The organism is Streptomyces sp. PA03-5A (genome assembly GCF_033792725.1).
Lineage (GTDB): Bacteria > Actinomycetota > Actinomycetes > Streptomycetales > Streptomycetaceae > Actinacidiphila.
In genome coordinates this window covers 226,109-247,000 of sequence record NZ_JARAVL010000001.1, presented here as the reverse complement: position 1 = coordinate 247,000, position 20,892 = coordinate 226,109, and the positions used below count along the sequence as shown (strand labels likewise).

Annotated in this window: 20 protein-coding genes; 11 read left to right on the top strand and 9 right to left on the bottom strand. The window is 73.4% G+C overall.

From position 1 onward, the window contains the following. Positions 1 to 20: 20 nt before the first annotated feature. Complete coding sequence (locus tag PV410_RS01155) at positions 21 to 1,130, top strand: winged helix DNA-binding domain-containing protein (RefSeq protein ID WP_500321685.1); 1,110 nt, start codon at positions 21 to 23, stop codon at positions 1,128 to 1,130. Between the two features lie 93 nt (positions 1,131 to 1,223). Here PV410_RS01155 and PV410_RS01150 read toward each other — a convergent pair whose 3' ends face one another. Continuing rightward, on the bottom strand, positions 1,224 to 1,784 hold the full coding sequence (locus tag PV410_RS01150; RefSeq protein WP_500321684.1) for an NADPH-dependent FMN reductase: 561 nt from the start codon (positions 1,782 to 1,784) through the stop codon (positions 1,224 to 1,226). A 122-nt stretch (positions 1,785 to 1,906) separates the two neighbouring features. On the opposite strand from PV410_RS01150, the gene PV410_RS01145 reads away from it, so the two are divergent. Then, positions 1,907 to 2,413: a MarR family winged helix-turn-helix transcriptional regulator gene (locus PV410_RS01145; RefSeq protein WP_500321683.1), complete on the top strand. Its 507-nt coding sequence runs from the start codon at positions 1,907 to 1,909 to the stop codon at positions 2,411 to 2,413. 452 nt (positions 2,414 to 2,865) lie between these two features. On the opposite strand, the gene PV410_RS01140 is transcribed toward PV410_RS01145, so the two are convergent. After that, complete coding sequence (locus tag PV410_RS01140; RefSeq protein WP_500321682.1) at positions 2,866 to 5,670, bottom strand: helix-turn-helix transcriptional regulator; 2,805 nt, start codon at positions 5,668 to 5,670, stop codon at positions 2,866 to 2,868. A 435-nt stretch (positions 5,671 to 6,105) separates the two neighbouring features. Continuing rightward, a complete protein-coding gene (locus PV410_RS01135) occupies positions 6,106 to 6,954 on the bottom strand; it encodes a helix-turn-helix transcriptional regulator (protein WP_500321681.1) in 849 nt (282 codons plus the stop codon). A 94-nt stretch (positions 6,955 to 7,048) separates the two neighbouring features. Here PV410_RS01135 and PV410_RS01130 point away from each other — a divergent pair, with 94 nt between their 5' ends. Together PV410_RS01130 and PV410_RS01125 are read left to right on the top strand one after the other, a co-directional pair. Next, complete coding sequence (locus tag PV410_RS01130; protein ID WP_500321680.1) at positions 7,049 to 8,725, top strand: AMP-binding protein; 1,677 nt, start codon at positions 7,049 to 7,051, stop codon at positions 8,723 to 8,725. Beyond that, complete coding sequence (locus PV410_RS01125; protein ID WP_500321679.1) at positions 8,722 to 10,347, top strand: AMP-binding protein; 1,626 nt, start codon at positions 8,722 to 8,724, stop codon at positions 10,345 to 10,347. The genes PV410_RS01130 and PV410_RS01125 overlap by 4 nt, the downstream gene beginning before the upstream one ends. Here the strand turns inward: PV410_RS01125 and PV410_RS01120 are convergent. Then, a complete protein-coding gene (locus PV410_RS01120; RefSeq protein WP_500321678.1) occupies positions 10,334 to 10,855 on the bottom strand; it encodes an AAA family ATPase in 522 nt (173 codons plus the stop codon). The genes PV410_RS01125 and PV410_RS01120 overlap by 14 nt on opposite strands. 71 nt (positions 10,856 to 10,926) lie before the next feature. Between PV410_RS01120 and PV410_RS01115 the strand changes: the two genes are divergently transcribed. Next, entirely contained in the window at positions 10,927 to 11,451 is a 525-nt protein-coding gene (locus PV410_RS01115) for a hypothetical protein (protein WP_500321677.1), read from the top strand. A 228-nt stretch (positions 11,452 to 11,679) separates the two neighbouring features. Further along, positions 11,680 to 12,792 (top strand): ricin-type beta-trefoil lectin domain protein, encoded by a 1,113-nt coding sequence (locus PV410_RS01110; RefSeq protein ID WP_500321676.1) that lies wholly within the window; start codon positions 11,680 to 11,682, stop codon positions 12,790 to 12,792. A gap of 31 nt (positions 12,793 to 12,823) precedes the next feature. On the opposite strand, the gene PV410_RS01105 is transcribed toward PV410_RS01110, so the two are convergent. Continuing rightward, on the bottom strand, positions 12,824 to 13,573 hold the full coding sequence (locus PV410_RS01105) for an LppU/SCO3897 family protein (protein ID WP_500321675.1): 750 nt from the start codon (positions 13,571 to 13,573) through the stop codon (positions 12,824 to 12,826). Positions 13,574 to 13,810: 237 nt separating this feature from the next. Between PV410_RS01105 and gcl the strand changes: the two genes are divergently transcribed. Next, positions 13,811 to 15,598 carry a glyoxylate carboligase gene (gene gcl, locus PV410_RS01100; protein WP_500321674.1) on the top strand — a complete coding sequence of 596 codons (1,788 nt, stop codon included), beginning with the start codon at positions 13,811 to 13,813 and terminating at the stop codon, positions 15,596 to 15,598. A gap of 96 nt (positions 15,599 to 15,694) precedes the next feature. Here gcl and PV410_RS01095 read toward each other — a convergent pair whose 3' ends face one another. The 4 genes from PV410_RS01095 to PV410_RS01080 form a co-directional block, all read right to left on the bottom strand. After that, positions 15,695 to 16,240: an EF-hand domain-containing protein gene (locus PV410_RS01095; protein ID WP_499514715.1), complete on the bottom strand. Its 546-nt coding sequence runs from the start codon at positions 16,238 to 16,240 to the stop codon at positions 15,695 to 15,697. A gap of 129 nt (positions 16,241 to 16,369) precedes the next feature. After that, positions 16,370 to 17,098, bottom strand: a complete 729-nt coding sequence (locus PV410_RS01090) for a hypothetical protein (RefSeq protein WP_500321673.1) — start codon at positions 17,096 to 17,098, stop codon at positions 16,370 to 16,372. 311 nt (positions 17,099 to 17,409) lie between these two features. Then, positions 17,410 to 18,309, bottom strand: coding sequence for a 2-hydroxy-3-oxopropionate reductase (locus tag PV410_RS01085; protein ID WP_500321672.1), 900 nt, complete (start codon positions 18,307 to 18,309; stop codon positions 17,410 to 17,412). A gap of 15 nt (positions 18,310 to 18,324) precedes the next feature. Then, positions 18,325 to 19,155 carry a TIM barrel protein gene (locus PV410_RS01080; protein WP_500321671.1) on the bottom strand — a complete coding sequence of 277 codons (831 nt, stop codon included), beginning with the start codon at positions 19,153 to 19,155 and terminating at the stop codon, positions 18,325 to 18,327. A 118-nt stretch (positions 19,156 to 19,273) separates the two neighbouring features. Here PV410_RS01080 and PV410_RS01075 point away from each other — a divergent pair, with 118 nt between their 5' ends. From PV410_RS01075 to uraH, 4 genes are all read left to right on the top strand, one after another. After that, positions 19,274 to 19,525: a YkoF family thiamine-binding protein gene (locus tag PV410_RS01075; protein WP_499514719.1), complete on the top strand. Its 252-nt coding sequence runs from the start codon at positions 19,274 to 19,276 to the stop codon at positions 19,523 to 19,525. Then, positions 19,522 to 19,902 (top strand): helix-turn-helix domain-containing protein, encoded by a 381-nt coding sequence (locus PV410_RS01070; protein WP_500321670.1) that lies wholly within the window; start codon positions 19,522 to 19,524, stop codon positions 19,900 to 19,902. The genes PV410_RS01075 and PV410_RS01070 overlap by 4 nt, the downstream gene beginning before the upstream one ends. An 88-nt stretch (positions 19,903 to 19,990) precedes the next feature. Beyond that, positions 19,991 to 20,503, top strand: a complete 513-nt coding sequence (gene uraD / locus PV410_RS01065) for a 2-oxo-4-hydroxy-4-carboxy-5-ureidoimidazoline decarboxylase (RefSeq protein WP_500321669.1) — start codon at positions 19,991 to 19,993, stop codon at positions 20,501 to 20,503. Beyond that, complete coding sequence (gene uraH, locus PV410_RS01060) at positions 20,500 to 20,892, top strand: hydroxyisourate hydrolase (protein ID WP_500321668.1); 393 nt, start codon at positions 20,500 to 20,502, stop codon at positions 20,890 to 20,892. Before uraD ends, uraH begins: the two co-directional genes overlap by 4 nt.

Here is a 20,892-nt window from a genome sequence, read left to right as displayed (position 1 = left end):
CCGGGCCGTACGGTGTCCGCATGCGCAGGACGACACCGGGGGCCGTACTGGGCCGCCGTACGCTCAACCGGGCCCTGCTGGACCGGCAACTGCTGCTGGAGCGGTCGGCGATGGGCCCCCTGGAGGCGGTCGGGCATCTGGTGGGCCTTCAGTCCCAGGCCCCGCACGCGGCGTACGCCGCGCTGTGGACCCGGCTCGACGGCTTCGCCTTCGGCGACCTGTCCCGTCTGCTGCTGGACCGGGGGGTCGTCCGGATCGCGCTGTTGCGCGGCACCGTCCACCTGGTCACCGCGGACGACGCCCTGCGGCTGCGGCCGGTGCTGCAGCCGCTGCTGGACCGGCAGATCGCCCAGGGCACCTGGGGCCCGGGGGTGCGCGGGGTGGACCGCGACGAGGCCGTCGCCGCCTGCCGGGCGCTGGTCGAGGAAGAGCCGCGCACCCCGGGCGAGCTGCGCGACCTGCTCGGCCCGCGCTGGCCGGACGCCGATCCCGCCTCCCTGGTCAACGCGCTGCGCAACTGGCTGCCGCTGGTGCAGGTGCCGCCGCGCGGCGTCTGGGGGGTGTCCGGACGGACCGCGTACACCACGGCCGGGTCCTGGCTCGGACGTCCCCCTGCCGCGGCCTGCGACCCCCAGGAGCTGGTGCGCCGCTACCTGGCGGCCTTCGGCCCCGCCTCCGTCGCCGACGCGCAGAAGTGGTCGGGGCTCACCGGGTTGCGCGAGGTCTTCGCCTCGATGGATCTGCGCGGCTACCGCGACGAGGACGGCCGGGTGCTCTACGACGCCCCCGACGCCGCGCCCCTGCCCGACCCGGACCTGCCGGTGGGCGCCCGCTTCGTCGCGGATTTCGACAACCTCGTGCTCTCCCACGCCGACCGCTCGCGGATCCTCGCCCGGGAGCACGTCCGCCGGGTGATGACGGCCAACGGCATCGTCCGCGGCACGGTCCTCGTCGACGGATTCGTGGCCGGCACCTGGAGCACCGACCGGTCGCGTGGCTCCGCGGTCGTCACGGTGGTGTCGTTCGCGCCGCTCGCGGCCGCCGACCGTGACGCGCTGGAGGCCGAGGGCAGGCGGCTGCTCGCCGCCTCCGACCCGGAGGCCGACCACCACGACGTGCGCTTCGCCTGACCGGAACGGGCAGCACGCCGGGGCCGGGCGGAGGATCACCCCGCTCGGCCCCGGTCCTCGCGTGCCCTGCCCGGTCGCCGGACCGGTGCGGGGTCAGCCGCGCAGCGGCGCCAGAGCGCTGCTCCACTCGATGACCTCGTCGATGAGGGTCGACAGGCTGGCGGCCTGGTGCTCGCCGGGGGCGAACTCGCTGAAGTTGACGAAGTCGGTGAAGAGGGAGAGCGCGACCTGGGAGCGCACGTCGGCCATCTTCAGCTCGCCGGCGATCAGCCGCAGGTGCTCGGCGGCGCGGGCGCCGCCCACGGAGCCGTAGGACACGACGCCGAGCGCCTTGTGGTTCCACTCGGCGTGCAGGTAGTCGATGGCGTTCTTCAGCACGCCCGAGGTGGAGTGGTTGTACTCCGGGGTGACGAAGATGAAGCCGTCGAAGCCGGCGATCTTGGCGGCCCACTCCTTGGTGTGGGCGTTCTGGTACTGGCCCATGGCCGGCGGGATCGGCTCGTCGAGGTGGGGGAGCGGGTAGTCGGCGAGGTCCACGAGCTCGAAGGTCGCGTCGCCAGCGTGCTTGGCGGCCTGCTCGACGACCCAGTGGGCGACCTTCTCGCCGTTCCGGCCGGGGCGGGTGCTGCCGAGGATGATGCCGATCCTGGTCATGAGGCGTGATTCCCGATCTGTGCGGTGCTGGGGGGGGTACGAATTGAAGCTTCAACTTGAAGCTTCAAGTGCACTGTAGCAGATCGACTTGAAGCTTCAAGCGGTCCGATAGCCTGGGGAGCATGACGAAGAACACAGCGGTACCGCCCGCCCCCGCCGCGATGGAGCCGCGCTGGCTGCAGGGCGGCGAGCTGACCGCGTGGATGTCGATGGCCAGGGTCATGGCCCGGCTCCTGCCGGCCCTGGAACGCGAGCTGGAGCGCGACGCCGACCTGAACTGGATGGAGTACCACGTCCTCGCGATGCTCTCCGAGCAGGAGCGGCACACCATCAGGATGAGCGTGCTCGCGGACCGGGCGAGCTCGTCCCTGTCGCGGCTGTCGCACGTGGTGCGGCGCCTGGAGCACCAGGGCTTCGTCCGCCGCGAGCCGGACCCCGGGGACGGCCGCTACACCCTGGCGATCCTCACGCCCGAAGGGTACGAGAAGCTCGTGGCCTCCGCGCCCGCGCACGTGGAGACGGTGCGCCGGATGGTCCTGGACCCGCTGGAGCCGGGCGAGCTGGAGAGCCTGGGGCCCGTCTTCGACCGCATCTACGCCGCGGTCGACGCCGCCGACCGCGGCCGCTGACATGGAGAGGGGTCGCTGCGGGCGGCTCGTGGCAGCCCGCAGCGACCCCTGGCGCAGCCTGACTCATGGTCAGGAGTTCACTCGGGCCGCCGCCCCGGCGGCCGCGGTCGCCGCGACCGCGGCGGCCTTCCTCGCACGGTCGAGCCCTGACGTGGAGCTCCTCAGGATGCCGGTGGGGGGAACGCGCGGGTCACCGGTGGGGCGGCGCTTCATCCCACGCGTACGGCACGGCCTGGGCCGACGTCATCGTCGACGACCGTGAACGAGGGGCGAGTTGGCGCACGTGCACTCGTGGGACGGGTCAACCTGCTTGCTCTGTGCGGGACCCAGGCTAGGGTCGCGGCCCCCGCGCCCCAATGAGGGAACCCCCTAACCCCGGTTGCGTAGGGAAACCCCTCGGTCACGTCACGTGTCCGGTGTGCGCCGAACAGCGCCGCCGGGCCGGGCTCGCCTCAGCCGGCCCGGCGGCCCGCGGCCAGTCGCACGATGTCCACCCGTGAGCGGATGCCGAGCTTGCGGTAGACCCGGGTCAGGGTCGCCTCGACCGTCTTCACGCTGATGAACAGCGTCGCGGCGATCTCCCGGTTGGTGGCACCCTCCAGGACCAGCGCGGCCACCTGACGTTCCATCGAGGCCAGCCCGTCCAGCTCCGGCGGCGCGGCCGCCGAGGGGGCCGCGGGGGCCGGGCCCACCTGCCCCAGCCACGGCAGGGCCTTCGACCGCCGGAACAACCGGCCTGCCTCGTCCAGCGCCACCCGGGCCGCCGCGCGGTTGCGCCGGTCCGCCTCCACCTGGGCCAGCGCGAAGACGGCGCGCGCCTCCTCCAGCCCGTACCCGAGCGCGACCAGCCGCTGCCGGGCCCCGTTCAGCACCGCCACCGCCCCGTCGGTGTCGCCGCGGGCGGCGAGCAGCATCCCCTCGGCGCGCTCCAGGACGGCCAGGATGCTCTGCCGGCCGAGCCGCAGGGCGTGCCTGCGGGTCTCGTCGATGACCTCACGCGCCTCACCGAGCGCGCCGGTCAGCACCAGTGCCTCGGCCAGGTCGCCCTGCCAGCGGCCGCGCGCGGGCTCCGTCACGCCCATCTCGCGTTCCAGCGCGCGCACCACCCGCAGCGCGTCCACCGCGCCCTGCGGGTCGGCGCCGACCAGCCGCGCGTGCCCGAGCGCGTACAACGCGCGTGTCATGTACGGCATGTCGCTGTCGGCCTCGGCCCGCCGCACCGCGTCCCCGGCCAGGGACAGGGCGCGTTCCACCGTGCCGCCCGCCGCCTCCGTCAGGGCCGAGATCTGCAGCGCGAAGCCCTCGCCGATGCCGGTGTCCTCGGCCAGCCGCAGGCTCTCGCGGGCCAGGTCCAGCGCCGTGCCGCAGCGGCCGGAGCGCAGCTCGATCTCGGCGAGGCTGCGCACCGAGTAGACCTCGCTCTCCACCGCGCCCCGCTGACGGGCCTCACCGGCCAGCCAGGTCAGCGCGGTGCGCGCCTCGTCGAGCTGATCGCTCATCAGCAGGTAGCGGGAGCGGATGTAGACCGGGCCGTTGTGGTTCATGGCCACGTCCGGGTCCTGCGGCTCCGCGGAGGCCTGGGCCAGGGTCGCGGCGGCGTCGGGATGCCCTACCAACGTCTCGTTGAGCGCCTTGAAGGACAGCGCCAGCAACTCGGTGCGCCGGTCGCCGGCCCGCGCGGCGAGCGCCGCCGAGCGGGCGGCCTCGGCGCGCGCCTCGTGCATCTGGCCGTCCACCAGGGCCCGCCAGGCGAGCTGGTAGCGCACCAGGCCCTGCAGCCGCGGGTCGTCGCCCGCGTCCGCCAGGGCCTGCGGGAAGACGTCGTCGACCTCGGACAGGGCCTGCCCGACCGAGTCGATCACCACGCTCCACGCCCGCACCCGGTCCGCCGGGACCGTGGCCTGCGCCAGCACCTCGCGGGCGGTGGCCCGGGCGAGCTCGGGCTCGGCGGCGGTCAGCGCGTCCTCGGCGGCCCGCAGCCGCCGCTCGTCCGCGGTGGGCACCGCGCCCTCGGGGGTGTGCCGGGCGGCCAGCAGGCCGAGTTGGGCGGCCACCGAGGGGGCGCCGCGGGCCCGGGCCTCGTCCGCGGCCTCGGCCAGGCTCGCCGCGACCCGTTCGTCCTTGCCGCTCGTCGCCAGCGCCAGGTGCCGGGCCCGCTCGATCGGGTCGCCGGCCGCCGACGCCAGCGCGGCGTGGGCGCTGCGCCGGTCCTCCGGGGTCGCCTCCGCGTACAGCGCCGCGGATATCAGCGGGTGCGCGAATCGCACCAGGCCGGTGCCGTCGTGGTGGTCCATCTCCACCAGGCCGAGCGAGGCGGCCACGCCCGTCTCGCTCTCGGCGTTGGCGCGGCCGGCGCTGCGCAGCGTCGCAAGGGTCGGGCGGGCGCCCGCGCTGGCGATGAGCAGGGTGCGGCGGGTGTCCGCGGAGAGCATCTCGAGCCGGTTGAGCACCAGGGTGCGCAGCGAGGTCGGCACCGGCAGCGGCTCCCCGGGGCGGGGCGGGGTGCGGCTCTCCGCGAGGGCGCGGCCGAGCTCCAGGGCGAAGAGCGGATTGCCGCCGCTGGTGCGGTGGATGTCCCGGACGACCGCCCGCGGCAGCCCGGTGTGACCGCGCCCGTCGAGGAGTTCGGAGACCTCCGGCCGGGACAACGGGGTCACCCGCAGCGTGCGCACGTCCTGCGGGAAGGCGCGCAGGTAGCGGTCGTGCTGGTCCTGCGGATCGGCCTCGGTGCGTACGGCGCCCAGCACCCGCACCGGCAGCTCGGCGACCCGGCGGGCCGCGAAGGCCAGCAGCTCGGCGCTGGCGGGGTCCATCCACTGCAGGTCGTCCACGACGATCAGCACCGGGCCGTCGGCGGCCAGTGCCCGCAGCACCGACAGCACGGCCAGCCGCAGGGCGAGCCCGTCCCGTTGCAGGGAGGACTCCCCGCGGCCGGTGAGCGCCGACTCCAGCGCGGCCCGCTGCGGTGCGGGAAGGCTGTCGGACACCTGGTCGGCGACCAGGCCGAGCAGATCGACCAGGGCGAGGAAGGGCAGGTGCGATTCGGACTCCGTGGCGGAACAGCGCAGTACCGTCGGCTCGCCACCGTATTCCTCGGCGAGCGTCCGCAATACGGTGGACTTCCCGATTCCGGCAGGTCCGTACAGCAGCAGGCTGCCCCCTTGGGCCAGATGCCCGCGGGCCCGCGCGAGGACGTCACCTCGCCCGATCACCTGGTCGGGTCGGGGTCTGGCCGGCACGTCGAAGACCTGCTCCACGGTCGCCGCTCCCCTCGTGTCGTGTCCGGGACAATGTTATGCAAAGAGCCACGGAAATCCGCCGGTGCGGGCGCGGCCCTTCGACTTCCGTCCGGTGTAGGGAAATTCACCGCCGTCGCCGAATGGATGTCGTGCAATGGGCGGCACATCGGGAAACGCACGGGGGCAACGGTCTGTTGAACACCGGACCATTCGTCAGGCCGGCCCCCGTCCCGCGCGTGCCGGTGGACACACCCCGAATGATCGGTCCGATCCCGCCGGCGGTCAAACCCCAAAATAACCCTGGGTGAACCGAACATGGCGGCTTGTCCGGACTTCCGGTCCTGCCCCGCTCACGGTGCTTTGCGGGTGAACGCGCCACCGGGGAGCGGCCGACGCGGCCGCTTTGTCGTCAATGTCGCACCGGGTCCGCAGCGGTCCGCGCGGGCCGGCACCTCAGGGGAGCAGGCCGGCACGGCGGGCGGCGACGACCGCCTCGAGGCGGGTGCGGGCGCCGAGCTTGCGCATGGCCGAGCGCAGGTAGCTCTTGACCGTCTCCGGGCGCAGCCCCAGCCGGTCGGCGGCGGCGGCGTTGGTGGCCCCCGTGGCCACGCACGCCAGTACGTCCAGCTCCCGGGAGGAGAGCGCCACCGGCCACCCGGTGGGGGAGCGTTGCCCGGCACCGGCGGCGCCGGTCGCCGCCGCCAGCCGGCCGCACGCGGCGAGCAGTTCCTGCCGCAGCAGCGGATCGGCGACCCGGCCGGCCAGCGCCCGCAGTTCCCCGTGGGCCTCGCGGACCTCCTCCCAGGCCGCAGGGTCGCCCGTGGTCGGCTGCCGGCACGTCGACAGCAGGCGGTCGGCCTCGTCCCGGACCACCAGCCGCTGCTCCAGTTCGCGCGCGGCCTCCACCGCGGCGCTCACCGGGCGGTCGCCGAGCGCCAGCGGATGGCGCAGCGCACCGTAGAGCACCCCGCGCACCCGGCGCCGTACGACCACCGGCACCGCCAGGACCGAGCGCAGGCCTTCGGCGCCCACCGCCGCGTCGTACTCGTGGCTGATCACCCGCGACGTGCTGTAGTCGGTGACGGCGAGCGGCCGGGAGAGCGCGATCGTCTTGCCGCCGAGGCCGTTGCCCGCGGTGACGGTGAGCCCCTGGAGGGAGGCCGTGGCCGTGCCGGACAGCTCGGAGATCCGCAGCCGCCCCGGTTCCGGGAGCAGCCCTCCGAAGGCCACCGGCAGACCGCTGGTGCGCCTCATCCGCAGCAGCGCCGCCCGCAGCTCCGCCGCCTCGCCCGATCCCGTCACGCCCTCGCCGCTCCTTCACCCCCGTCCGGGGGTAGTGAGAGCCTCGTCACTGACAACAGGATGCTACTGAGCGGGCCGGCAACGAGGAGGACACATGACGGCAACCAGCCGGACGGAAGAGTTCCGGGAGGCCCGGGACTTCCTGCTGCGCCACCGCGAGGACTACAAGGCGGCGTACGAGGGCTTCCGCTGGCCGCGGCCCGAGCACTTCAACTGGGCGCTGGACTGGTTCGACGTCATCGCCCGCGACAACGACCGCACCGCCCTGCACATCGTCGAGGAGGACGGCACCGAGTCGGCCGTCTCCTTCGCCGCGATGTCCGAGCGCTCGGCCCGGGTCGCGAACCGCCTCCGCGGCCTCGGGGTGGGCGCCGGCGACCGGATCGTGGTCATGCTGGGCAACCAGACCGAGCTCTGGGAGACCGCCCTGGCCGCCATGAAGCTGCGGGCCGTGGTCATCCCGGCCACCCCGCTGCTCGGTCCCGCCGACCTCACCGACCGCGTGGAGCGCGGCCGGGCCCGGCACGTGATCGTCCGCGCGGCGGACGCGGCGAAGTTCGACCAGGTGCCGGGGGAGTACACCAGGATCGCCGTCGGCGGCGCGCCCGCGGGCTGGCACGCCTACGAGGACGCGTACGACGCCCCCGCGGACTTCGCGCCCGACGGGGACACCCGCGGCGACGACCCGCTGATGCTGTACTTCACCTCGGGCACCACCGCGAAGCCCAAGCTCGTCGAACACACCCACCTGTCCTACCCCGTGGGCCACCTGGCGACGATGTACTGGATCGGCCTGCGCCCCGGCGACGTCCACCTCAACATCTCCTCGCCCGGCTGGGCCAAGCACGCCTGGTCCAACCTCTTCGCGCCGTGGAACGCCGAGGCGACGGTCTTCATCCACAACTACGCGCGCTTCGACGCGGGCCGCCTCATGGCCGAGATGGACCGGGCCGGCGTCACCAGCTTCTGCGCGCCGCCCACCGTCTGGCGGATGCTGATCCAGGCCGACCTCGGCGCGCTGCGCACCCCGCCGCGCGAGGTCGTCGCCGCCGGCGAGCCGCTCAACCCGGAGGTCATCGAGCACGTGCGACGCACCTGGGGCCTCACCATCCGGGACGGCTTCGGCCAGACCGAGACGGCCGTCCAGGTCTCCAACCCGCCGGGGCAGCCGCTCAAGCCGGGCTCCATGGGCCGTCCGAGCCCCGGCTACACGGTGGAACTCCTCGACCCGGTCACCGGCAAGCCCGGCGACGAGGGGGAGATCTGCCTCGACCTGTCCGCCCGCCCGGTGGGCCTGATGACCGGCTACGAGGGCGACCCGGAGCGCACCGCCGAGGCCATGGCCGGCGGCTGGTACCGCACCGGCGACATCGGCTCCCGCGACGCCGACGGCTACATCACCTACATCGGGCGCGCCGACGACGTCTTCAAGGCCTCCGACTACAAGATCTCCCCCTTCGAGCTGGAGAGCGCCCTGCTGGAGCACGAGTGCGTGGCGGAGGCCGCCGTCGTCCCGGCGCCCGACCCGCTGCGGCTGGCCGTGCCCAAGGCGTACGTCGTCCTCGCCGAGGGCTGGGAGCCGGGCCCGGAGACCGCCGCGGCGCTCTTCGCGCACTCGCGGGCCGTGCTCGCCCCGTACAAGCGGGTGCGGCGCATCGAGTTCGCCGAGCTGCCCAAGACCGTGTCCGGCAAGATCCGCCGCATCGAGCTGCGCCGGCGCACCGCCGAGGGTGCCGTCGGCACCGAGTACCGCGAGGAGGACCACAGGTGAGCACCCCCGCGAGCCCCGTCGAGCCGTCGTACGCGAGCGGCACCGGCACCACCGCGCTGCTCGGCGACACCATCGGCCGCAACCTGGACCGGGCCGTCGCCGCCTGGCCGGACCGCGACGCGCTGGTCGACGTCCCCAGCGGCCGCCGCTGGACCTACGCCGCGTTCGGCGCCGCCGTCGACGACGTGGCGCGCGGCCTGCTCGCCAAGGGCGTCGGCAAGGGCGACCGGGTGGGCATCTGGGCCGTCAACTGCCCCGAGTGGGTGCTCGTCCAGTACGCCACCGCCCGCATCGGCGCGATCATGGTCAACATCAACCCGGCCTACCGCGTCCACGAGCTGGCGTTCGTGCTCGACCAGGCCGGCATCGAGGTGCTGGTCGCCTCCACCGCGTTCAAGTCCAGCGACTACCGCGCCATGGTGGAGCAGGTGCGGGGCGGGTGCCGCTCGCTCACCGAGGTCGTGTACATCGGCGACCCGACGTGGGACGCCCTCGTCGAGGCCGGGGCCCACGTCCCCCACGAGCAGCTCGCCGAGCGCGGGGCGGAACTGTCCTGCGACGACCCGGTCAACATCCAGTACACCTCGGGCACGACCGGCTTCCCCAAGGGCGCGACCCTCTCCCACCACAACATCCTCAACAACGGCTACTTCGTGGGCGAGCAGGTGGGCTACAGCGAGCAGGACCGGGTCTGCCTGCCGGTGCCCTTCTACCACTGCTTCGGCATGGTCATGGGAAACCTGGGCGCCACCTCGCACGGCGCCTGCATCGTCATCCCGGCACCCGGATTCGACCCGGCGGCGACGCTGCGCGCGGTCGAGCAGGAGCGCTGCACCTCGCTGTACGGGGTGCCGACGATGTTCATCGCCGAGCTCAACCTGCCGGACTTCGCGACGTACGACCTCTCCTCGCTGCGCACCGGCATCATGGCGGGCTCGCCCTGCCCGGTCGAGGTGATGAAGCGGGTCGTCGCCGAGATGCACATGGCCGAGGTGTCCATCTGCTACGGCATGACCGAGACCTCGCCGGTCTCCACCCAGACCCGCCGGGACGACGACCTCGAGCGCCGCACCGGCACCGTCGGCCGGGTGCTGCCGCACGTCGAGGTCAAGGTCGTCGACCCGGACGGCGTGACGGTGCCGCGCGGCACGGCGGGCGAACTGTGCACCCGCGGCTACTCGGTGATGCTGGGTTACTGGGACGAGCCGGACAAGACCGCGGAGGCGATCGACGCCGGCCGCTGGATGCACACCGGCGACCTCGCCGTGATGCGGGAGGACGGCTACCTGCAGATCGTGGGCCGCATCAAGGACATGATCATCCGCGGCGGTGAGAACGTCTACCCGCGCGAGATCGAGGAGTTCCTCTACGCCCACCCCAAGATCGCGGACGTCCAGGTGGTCGGCGTCCCTGACGAGCGGTACGGCGAGGAGATCCTGGCCTGCGTCATCCTCAAGGACCCGGCGGCCGCGCTGACGGTGGAGGAGCTCGGCGAGTTCTGCCGCGGCCGGCTCGCCCACTACAAGGTGCCGCGCCACCTGCGGCTGATGGACGCCTTCCCGATGACCGTCAGCGGCAAGGTCCGCAAGGTCGAGCTGCGGGAGTCCTTCAGGCCCGCGTGAGGTCCGCGACCTGCCGCGCCACCGCCTCCGGCGGCGCGGCGGTCGTGTCGAGCACCGTCGCCGCCGCCCGCAGCCAGGGCAGGGCCTTGGCGTACTCCTCCAGGTGGTCCAGCCGCCACTGCCGGGCGCCGGTCTCCACCGTGTCCCGCTCGATCCTGCGGGTGAGGGTGGCGGGGTCGGTGTGCAGCAGGAAGTGCCGCACGGGCAGCCCGGCCCGCTCCAGCCCCGCCTCGACCTCCCGCCAGTACCCCTCCACCAGCACGGTCTGCGGCACGATCAGCGTCCCGCCGAGGTAGGCGTGCACCTGGGCGAGCGACGCCACGGTGAGCGCCCGCCAGGGGGGCCACTCCTGGAAGTCCCGTACGGGCACGGCCTCGTGCAGCACGTGCCCCAGCATGAAACCGACCTGTTCGGTGTCGAAGACGTGGGCGCCGGGGACGAGCCGCACCAGGTGCGAGCACGTCGTGGTCTTGCCCGCGCCGAAAGTGCCGTTCAGCCAGATGATCACGCGCGCCACAGTAGCCGCCGCCGTTACCCTGACAACACACCGGAGACGTACGGGAGATGGGGGCGACGGGGATGGCTCACTGGGAGGACGCCCGGCCGGGGAGCGGTGACCAGTCCGCGATCCCGGAGCTGGTGTCCGCGGTGGTCGGTGCGGGCGGGGTGGTCCTGCTGAGCTCGTTCCTGCAGGCGGTGGGGACCAGGCTCGGCGAGATCACGGCGGCGCGCATGGGCGGCCGGGGCTTGTGGCGGCGGCGCGGGGCCACCGAGGAGGAACGGACGGCGGCCGCCTTCATCGCGGCGGTGCAGAAACTCGGTTCGGTCCGGCGCGAGGGCGGCGGGGTGCTCCGGCTGGAGGACGAGGCCTCCCGCACCCGGGTGCAGGTGCACCCCTTGCTGCCGGTCGAGGCGGTCGCCCAGTTCCAGCGGCTGGACCTCGGCCATCCGGAGGTCGCCGGCCTGGAGATCGCCTGGACCGACACCCTCGGCGACCACCCGCAGGGTGTCTGGGCCACGACCGGCGGGGCCGAGGGCGCCGGCACCCGCTACCTGTGGAACGACGTCCGCCGCACGTGGGAACCCCACCGCCGCAGGCCCTGAGGGACACCGTCACCCACAGGACGACCTCCGTTCACCGGGCGGCCACAGTGCCGTCATCAGGCGCGTCGTCACGGCCGGGAGCGGTTGCTAGGGTGCGAGCTGCACTGCCGCGTGAGCCCTGTCCGGGCTGACCGCGCAGCGCGGATGCCCCTGGGGGACGGTGTGCCGAAAGCAGCTCCGGACCACGCGGCGGGGCTGCTGTGTGCACATCTGGGTTTGGAAGGATTCATGACGGCTTCTCCCGACGGGCCGGCGCCCACGGCCGACGAGACCCCGGCGGCGCCGTCCCCCGCCGGTACGGCGCTGCCACGGCGGACCCGGAGGACGTCCGCGATCGCCGACGCATCCGCCACCACCAGCCGGAACCCCCCGGACTGGACCGGCGGCGACGCCCCGACGCTGCGGGCCAGGCAGGCCGCCGCCCTTCCCGAGCGGCCCGAGGAGGCCGCGGAACCGGAGTCCTCCTACGCGGACGGCTTCGCGGCCGGGCTCGCCTTCGCGTCCCGTACCGCGCCCGCGCCCGCGCACGACGAGGGGCACCTGCCGGCGACGGCTGTGGGGACGGGCCCGCAGGCCCCCGCCGCGGCGGAGCCCGCGCCTTCCCGTGCGCGCCGCGGGTGGTCCCGCCCGCTCCTGCTGCTCGGCGCGGGTCTCGCGGTCGGCGTGCTGGTCTGCGTGCCGTTCCTCGTGCGGGGTTCGGGTGAGGAGGACCACGGCCCGGCCGCCGCCACCCTCGCGGACGAGGGCCCGGCCGGCGAGGCACCGGGGGCCGGCCCCGCCACTGCGAGCCCCTCCGGCGGGCGGTCACCGTCCCCCGGGGACACCGGGCGGCGGTCGCCGGAGGCCGGTTCCCGAGGCGGCCCGACCGCCACCCCGAGCGCGACCGGGGGCAAGGCCACGGCCGGCGCCACGGGCGGGGGAGCGGTGCAGCATCCCACCGCCGGCCCGTCCCGTTCCGCCGCGGGCTCCGGCACGGCGATCCGGAGCCACGACTCGGGCCGTTGCATCGACGGCAGCCCTCCGTGGGGCTCGCCGCTGCAGATCTGGGACTGCACGGGCAGCGCGGCGCAGTCCTGGCAGATCAAGCCGGACGGCAGCATTCGCTCCCGGGGCAAGTGCATGGACGTCGCGGGCGGTTCGCGGGACGACGGCGCGGCCGTCCAGCTGGTGGACTGCAACGGTACCGGCGCCCAGCAGTTCCGCCTCAACGCCGCTCACGACCTGGTCAACGTCCAGGCCGACAAGTGCGTGGAGGCGGAGGACTCACCGGGGGTCAACGGCACCAGGCTGCGGCTGTGGAGCTGCACCGGCGCGGACGACCAGAAGTGGAGCCGCGGCTGAGGCCCGGTCCGGCGGTCCGCGCGGGCGGCGGTCAGGTGTTGTCGTTCCGCGCCAGGCACAGGACGTACTTGGTCGAGCCGTGCTCCGCCCGGAACGTGGCCACCGTGCGGGGGTAGGCGTCGCAGCGGCCGGTGTCGGCGGTGTCGTCGAAGCGCCCGACGACCTCGAACTCGGCCTTCGCGGAACCGCAGTCGACGACCGACACGTCCGGGAAGAGGACGTCGCCGCTGCTGTGGACGCAGTCGCCGACCTCGGCGTACTCGGCGTCGTCGTGGAGCACCAGCCAGCCGCCGCCGATGAGGATGACGGGTATCAGCAGGCCCAGGGCGGTGGGGCGGAGCAGGATCGGCCGGCCGGGGTCGGCGGGCGTGCCGGGGGCGCCGGGGACCGGCTCGGGCAGGCGGTTGATCTTCCAGCGCTGGAACAGGTTGACCAGCAGGGTGAGCGGGTTGAACAGCATCGAGGTCGGACTCCACCAGCCCTGCACCAGGCTGTTGGAGACCATCTCGCGGTGCTTGGCGATGCCGCAGCGCCGGCAGAACGGCGCCCGGACCTTCAGGAAGCGCATCATCACGACCATGCCCTGGTGGCCCCGGACGGTCGCCTGGACCGCCGGCACCGAGCCGCAGAACAGGCAGGAGCGTCCGTAACCGGGCACCTCCTGCCCGAAGGGCGGCAGCGGCCTCGGCCGAGCGGCCGGCGGCACCGCCTGTGCCTGCGGCTGGGGTTGGGGCTGGGACGGGTGCTGGGACTGCGCGGGCGACGGCGTCGGCGTGGTCAAGGAGATCACCTGGGGTCCGTGTGAAGCCGATGTGAAGGGCGAGCGGAACCCTACTGGTTGGTACCGACATCGATCGACCCGATTGCCGAACGGCTTTCGCGTCCCCTTCTTGACCCGCGCGCCGGGGGCGCCCTATGTTCACAGTAGTTCCGCATAATAAAAGACAACTTCCGTAATGCGGAATATGGAGCACCGGGCGCGACAACCTGGACCGCAGGACGACGCAGGAGTGACCGAATGCCTCGAATGACCGCCGCCCGAGCGGCAGTGGAGATCCTCAAGCGCGAGGGCGTGGACACCGCGTTCGGCGTGCCCGGCGCCGCGATCAACCCCTTCTACGCCGCCCTCAAGGCCTCCGGTGGCATCCAGCACACGCTGGCCCGGCACGTGGAGGGCGCCTCGCACATGGCGGAGGGCTACACACGCACCGCCCCCGGCAACATCGGCGTGTGCATCGGCACGTCGGGGCCCGCCGGCACCGACATGATCACCGGCCTCTACTCCGCGACCGGCGACTCGATCCCGATCCTCTGCATCACCGGGCAGGCGCCCACCGCGGTGATCCACAAGGAGGACTTCCAGGCCGTGGACATCGCGGCCATCGCCGCGCCCGTGACCAAGGCGGCCACCACCGTCCTGGAGGCGGCCCAGGTCCCCGGCGTCTTCCAGAAGGCCTTCCACCTGATGCGCTCCGGGCGTCCCGGCCCGGTCCTGATCGACCTGCCGGTCGACGTCCAGCTCACCGAGATCGAGTTCGACCCCGAGACGTACGAGCCGCTGCCGGTCTGGAAGCCGGCCGCCACCCGCCGTCAGATCGAGAAGGCGCTGGCCATGATGACCGCCGCCGAGCGGCCGCTGATCGTCGCGGGCGGCGGGGTGATCAACGCCGACGCGGCCGGTCTGCTGGTGGAGTTCGCCGAACTGACCGGCACCCCGGTGGTGCCGACCCTGATGGGCTGGGGAGCCATCCCGGACGACCACGACCTCAACGCGGGCATGGTCGGCCTGCAGACCTCGCACCGCTACGGCAACGCGACCTTCCTGGAGTCCGACTTCGTCCTGGGCATCGGCAACCGCTGGGCCAACCGCCACACCGGCCGGATCGACGTCTACACCGAGGGCCGCACCTTCGTGCACGTCGACATCGAACCCACCCAGATCGGCAAGATCTTCGCCCCCGACTACGGGATCGCCTCCGACGCCGGCGCCGCGCTGCGGCTCTTCGTCGACGTGGCCGCCGAACTCAAGGCCGCCGGCGAACTGCCCGACCGCAGCGCCTGGGCCGCCTCGGCCCGGGAGCGCAAGGCGACCCTGCACCGCCGTACGCACTTCGACGACATCCCCATCAAGCCCCAGCGCGTGTACGAGGAGATGAACCGCGCCTTCGGCCCCGACACCCGCTACGTCACCACGATCGGCCTCTCCCAGATCGCGGGCGCGCAGATGCTGCACGTCTACCGGCCGCGCCACTGGATCAACTGCGGCCAGGCCGGCCCCCTCGGCTGGACCGTGCCGGCCGCCCTGGGCGTGGCGAAGGCCGACCCGGGGACGCTGGTGGTGGCCCTCTCGGGCGACTACGACTTCCAGTTCATGATCGAGGAGCTCGCGGTCGGCGCGCAGCACCGGATCCCGTACGTCCACGTCCTGGTGAACAACTCCTACCTGGGCCTGATCCGCCAGGCGCAGCGGGCGTTCGACATCGACTTCCAGGTCAACCTGGAGTTCGAGAACGTCAACTCGCCCGAGCTGGGCGTCTACGGCGTCGACCACGTCAAGGTCGCCGAGGGCCTGGGCTGCAAGGCGATCCGGGTCACCGACCCGGCCGGGCTAGGCGCGGCCTTCGAGCAGGCCAAGAAGCTCGCGGCCGAGTACCGGGTGCCGGTCGTCGTCGAGGCGATCCTGGAACGGGTCACCAACATCGCCATGAGCGTCACCAACGACATCGGCAACGTCGTGGAGTTCGAGGAGCTGGCCACCGAACCCGGCCACGCGCCCACCGAGATCATCCCGCTCACGGGCACCTGAGCCCGGGCCCGACCGCGCCACCGGCCGCCCCGCCCTGACCTCCCGGGCGCGGCGGCCGGGCTCCACGACCGCCCCGGGGAGGGCCCCGGCGGTTCGCTAGAGCGGCCCGAACAGCCAGTTGCCGGGGGCCTCGGGGTCGGTGCCGATGTAGTAGGCGCGGATGGCCGCCACCAGCTCGGCCGTGCTCACACACCCGTCGCCGTCGGTGTCGATGCGGTTGAAGGCGGCGGCGATGTCCGTGACGGGCGTGTTGAAGGCCCGCTGCAGGACCTCGAACTCCCCGCGCACGACGTGGCCGTCGCCGTCGGTGTCGCACAGATGGGCGACGGCCTCGGCCGCCGGGTGGAAGACCGGGTCGAAGGCCGGTCCCTCGATGAAGGCCTTGGTCATGCCGTGGTGGTACTCCGCGGAGGACAGCCGGCCGTCGCGGTCTCTGTCGGCGTACGCCGCCAGCTCCGCCCAGACGGCGTCGAGCCGTACCGCCACCGCCTTTCCCTTGGGCGAGGTGGGGGACATGCCGAAGCCGTGGATCAGCCGCGCGCCGACGTCCTGGAAGTCGGCGCGCTCGGCATATCCGTTGCCGTCCGTGTCCAGACGGCGGAAGGATTTGTCGAGCTTGCGCTTCAGAAGGGCCGTAGACATCGCTGCGTCCTTGACGTAGTCCTGGGGTTGCCGTACGGAGGGGGAACCTCTCGATACTCCCCCGGGAGCGGCGGTCGCGCGACCCGAGTGACCACGGACGGTGAAGGGCGGGGCTGAGCTCGTCCCGGCTCAGGGCGTGGCGTGCGGGCCCGTCCTGATCAGGACGTCGGCGGCGTCGTTGACCGGCTGCGGCGTGCCGGTGAGGTCCATGACGAAGAGCGGCACCCCCAGCCGGTCCGCGCGCAGCCGCGCGTCATGGGCGTAGCCCGCCAGGGAGAAGAAGGCGCCGGTGGAGTCCTCGTTGAGGCAGTTGAGCCAGAGGGTCTCCACCTCCCGCAGCGGTGTCGGCCGCGTCGTCGGGTCGACCTGGGCCACGACACCCTCACCGCGCAGGTCGATGCCGTTGGCCGAGCGGTCCTCCGCGGAGCGTACGCCCGCGAAGCCGAGCCACTTCAGGTACTGCGCGGCGGCGGCGACCGCGTCCCGCGCGGTACGGATGGTCACCGGCCGGAACGGCGGCCGCGGCGCGGGCGCCACGGGCCCGGGGCCGGCCTGCCGCACCGGCGGGACGGGGCGCCGCTCGGGCATCCGCAGGGCCCGGGTGTCCACCGGCAGCCGGACCACCGCCCCGCAGTCGCAGCCGAGTTCGGGCTGCGGCCACTGCTCGTCGCGGCCGCAGTCCGGGCAGCGCATGGCCACCCAGGAGTCGTCCCAGGACCGGTGGCGGATCTGCAGCGGGATGCCGCCGCGCAGGATCGGCAGGGCCAGCGGTGTGCCGCAGGCGCAGGGGAAGGTGGGTGCGGTGTAGGCGTGCTCCCGGCGGCAGGCCGGACAGCGCACGGGCACGCTCTCTGCCATGGTTCGCGACTCCTGGGCGGTGCGGCGGCGCAGGGTGCTCGCCGGGACGGTCCTGCCGTCCATGGTCCCGCAAGGGGAGCCCGTCGCGCACCCGTCTTGCCGTCCCGGTCGCGCCGGTGCACGCAGCCGCCCGGGGACCCGCTCCGCGTCCGGCCCGGCCGCGGAACGGGTCCCCGGGCGGGGACCGGTCCGCGCCGCCTCGACCTACCCCTCAGAAGTTCTCGGCGGCGCGGACGTTCGTGGTTCCGGGCGGCGGCGCCCCATCGGGCGCGACAGGACAGGTCAGGGCGCCGCCGCCCGGAAGTCGGGGGTCAGCCGGTGACCGGGAGACCGGAAAGGCGCTCCACGCCGCGCAGCAGGGCGGAGTGGTCCAGGCCGCCGTCGCCCTGGGCCCGCAGTGAGGCGACGAGGTTCGCCACGACCGAGCCGACGGGCAGTGCGGCGCCGACGTTCCGGGCGGCGTCGGTGACGATGCCCATGTCCTTGTGGTGCAGGTCGATGCGGAAGCCCGGGGCGTACGCGCGGTCGAGGAAGTTGCGCTTCTTGCGGGTCAGCACCGTGGATCCGGCCAGGCCGCCGCCCAGCACCTCCAGGGCCGCGGTGAGGTCGACGCCGGACTTCTCCAGGAAGACCACGGCCTCCGCGCACGCCTGGATATTGACTGCGACGATCAGCTGGTTGGCCGCCTTCACGGTCTGGCCGGCGCCGTGCGGACCGCACAGGACGACGGTCTTGCCGAGGGCGTCGAAAAGGGGCCGCGCCTCGTCGAAGTCGGCCCGCGCCCCGCCGACCATGATCGACAGCACCGCCTCGACGGCTCCCGCCTCGCCTCCGGAGACGGGGGCGTCCAGGACCCGGATGTGCCTTTCGGCCGCGGCCTTCGCCAGGTCGACGGAGGTCTGCGGGGTGATCGACGACATGTCGATCAGGAGCGCGCCCGGCCGGGCGTTCGCCAGGATGCCGTCCTCGCCGTAGGCGACGGCCTCCACCTGGGGGGAGGCGGGGACCATGGTGACGACCACGTCGGCGTCCTTCACGGCTTCCGCGACCGAGGCGGCGGGCGTGCCGCCGGCCGCGGCCAGGCGGTCGAGCTTGTCCTGCTCCAGGGTGTGGCCGGTGACGGAGTACCCGGCCTTGATGAGGTTCTCCGACATCGGGGAGCCCATGATGCCGAGGCCGATCCACGCGACCGCGGGAAGTGTGGTGGTCATGATGTCCTCTCCGGATTACTTGTCGGCGTCGGCGAGCCAGTCGAAGGAGGCGGCGCTGCCCTGCGCGCCCGGCTTGTACTCCAGCCCCACCCAGCCGTCGTAGCCCCGGTCGCGCAGCCGGTCCAGGAGGGCGGACAGCGGCAGGGAACCCGTGCCGGGCGCGCCGCGGCCGGGGTCGTCGGCGATCTGGACGTGGCCGGTGCGGTCCGCGTAGGCGTCGATGACGGCGGGCAGGTCCTCGCCGTTCATCGACAGGTGGTACAGGTCCAGCAGGAACCTTGCGTTGCCCAGGCCGGTCTCGGCGTTGACCTTGTCGACCACCTCGACCGCGGCGGCCGCGCTCACCAGCGGATAGCGCGGCGACTCGGGCTTGTTGAGGGCCTCGACCAGCAACACCGCGCCGACCCGGTCGGCCGCGTGCGCGGCCCGCACCAGGTTCTCCAGGGCGAGTTCGTCCTGCGCATCGGGACTCACGCCGTCCACCCGGTTGCCGTACAGCGCGTTGAGCGCCGTGCAGCCCACCGAGCGGGCGAAGTCGGCGGCGACGTCGATGTTGGCGCGGAAGCGCGCGGACTCCTCGCCCGGTACGGACAGGGCGCCGCGGTCGGGGCCGGGCAGTTCGCCCGCGTAGAAGTTCAGCCCCACCAACTGGGTGCCGGCCCCCTCCAGCGCGCCGCGCAGCGCGTCGAGTTCGGCCTGCGGAGGGGTCGGCATCCGGGTCCACGGCCACCACAGCTCGACCGCGGAGAAGCCGGCCGCGGCGGCCGCCGCGGGGCGCTCCAGGAGCGGGAGTTCGGTGAAGAGGATCGAGAGGTTCACATCGAAGCGCGTGGAGTCGAAGCCCATCACATGCGCCCTTCCGTATTGCGGAAAGTAGTTTCTACTTAACGGAAGACTCCACGAGCCGACGGGCGGCTGTCAAGGGGGATGTCCCGGAAAGCCCCTGACCAGCTAGGTTGTGGACGTGCGCCTGAAACTCGAATTCACCACCGAGCCGTTCGACCTGGACGAGCCCCCGCGGCACGCCGTGGTGGGGCGTGAGGTCCTGGAGGCGGCCGGGCTGGACGCCGTCGACGTCGGGCCCTTCGGCAACTCGGCCGAGGGCGGCACCGAGCAGGTGGTCGCCGTGGTCGGCGATCTGCTGCGGCGCACCCTGGAGGCCGGCGCGACCCGGGTGTCGCTGCAGGTCAACGTCGTGGGGGAGGCGGACCGGTGACCGGGCCGGTCGAGCATCCGCTCAGCGCGGCGATCAAGCCGCTCGCCGACGCCATGGGCGCCGAACTGGTGCCCCCGGGCGAGGCGCGCGGTGACGACGTCGTGCTCAGCTGGGAGGGCGCGCAGGTGGTCGCCGTACGGCTGCCGCACCTCGCGGACTCGCTCGACCACATCCTGGCCGACCTCGAGCGCCGGCACGGCAAGGCGCTGTCCGAGCTCGGGCGCAAGGAGAAGCAGACGGTCGTCCGCATTCTGGAGGAGCGCGGCGCCTTCTCGGTGCGGCACGGGGTGGAGACGGTCGCGTCGGCGCTCGGCGTGAGCCGCTTCACCGTCTACAACTACCTCAACAGGGAGAACGCGGCGAAGGAAGGCCGCTAGCCGTCCCGAGGCGTCCGTCCGGGCGTCATCGGCGCCATTTTTCAACAAACTGTTGACGTCGCGTGGTGAGGGCTCCTAGCGTGCCGTTGTGACTTCCAGCCCATCCCCGGGCCTGGCCCGGCTCAACGCCGCCGGCGGACCGGAGGCGGTCGCGCTGCTGCACGAGGTCTGCGCGAGCCGCTCCTGGGGTGCCGCCGTCATGGCGGCCCGCCCGTACGACACCCTCGACGCGCTGCTCGCCGCCTCCGACACCGCGACGGCCGGCCTCACCGCCGGCGACCTGGCCGAGGCGATGGCGGGACACCCGCCGATCGGCCGCCCCCGGCCCGGCGACCCGGTCTCCGCCCGCGAACAGGGCGGGGTGCGGGACTCCGAACGCGAGGAACTGCTCGCACTGAACCTCGCCTACCAGGAGCGGCACGGCCACGTCTTCCTCATCTGCGCCACCGGCAGGACCGGGGAGCAGATGCTGGCCGCGCTCAAGGAGCGCACCGGCAACGACACCGGCACCGAACGCGAGATCGTCCGCACCGAACTGGGGAAGATCAACCGCATCAGGCTCACCCGGCTCGTCGAGACCGCCGCAGAGGACCCCTCATGACCTCCGTCTCCACGCACGTCCTGGACACCAGCGCCGGCCGCCCCGCACGGGGCGTCGCCGTCGCCCTGTCGGTGCGCACCGGGAGCGGGGCCCCCTGGGTGCCGCACGGGGCCTCGGCGACCGACGCCGACGGCCGCTGCAAGGACCTGCCCGACCCGCCGGAGGGCACGAGCCACGTACGGCTGGAGTTCGCCACCGAGCCCTACCTCTCCCGTGAGAGCACCGCCCACCGCAGTCGAGCCGAGGACCAGCAGGACGCCCCCCGCACCAGGGACAGCGGAGCCTTCTTCCCGGAGGTGGCGATCGTCTTCGCCGTCGAGCCGGGCGAGCACTACCACGTACCGCTGCTGCTCAACCCGTTCGGCTACTCCGTATACCGAGGGAGCTAG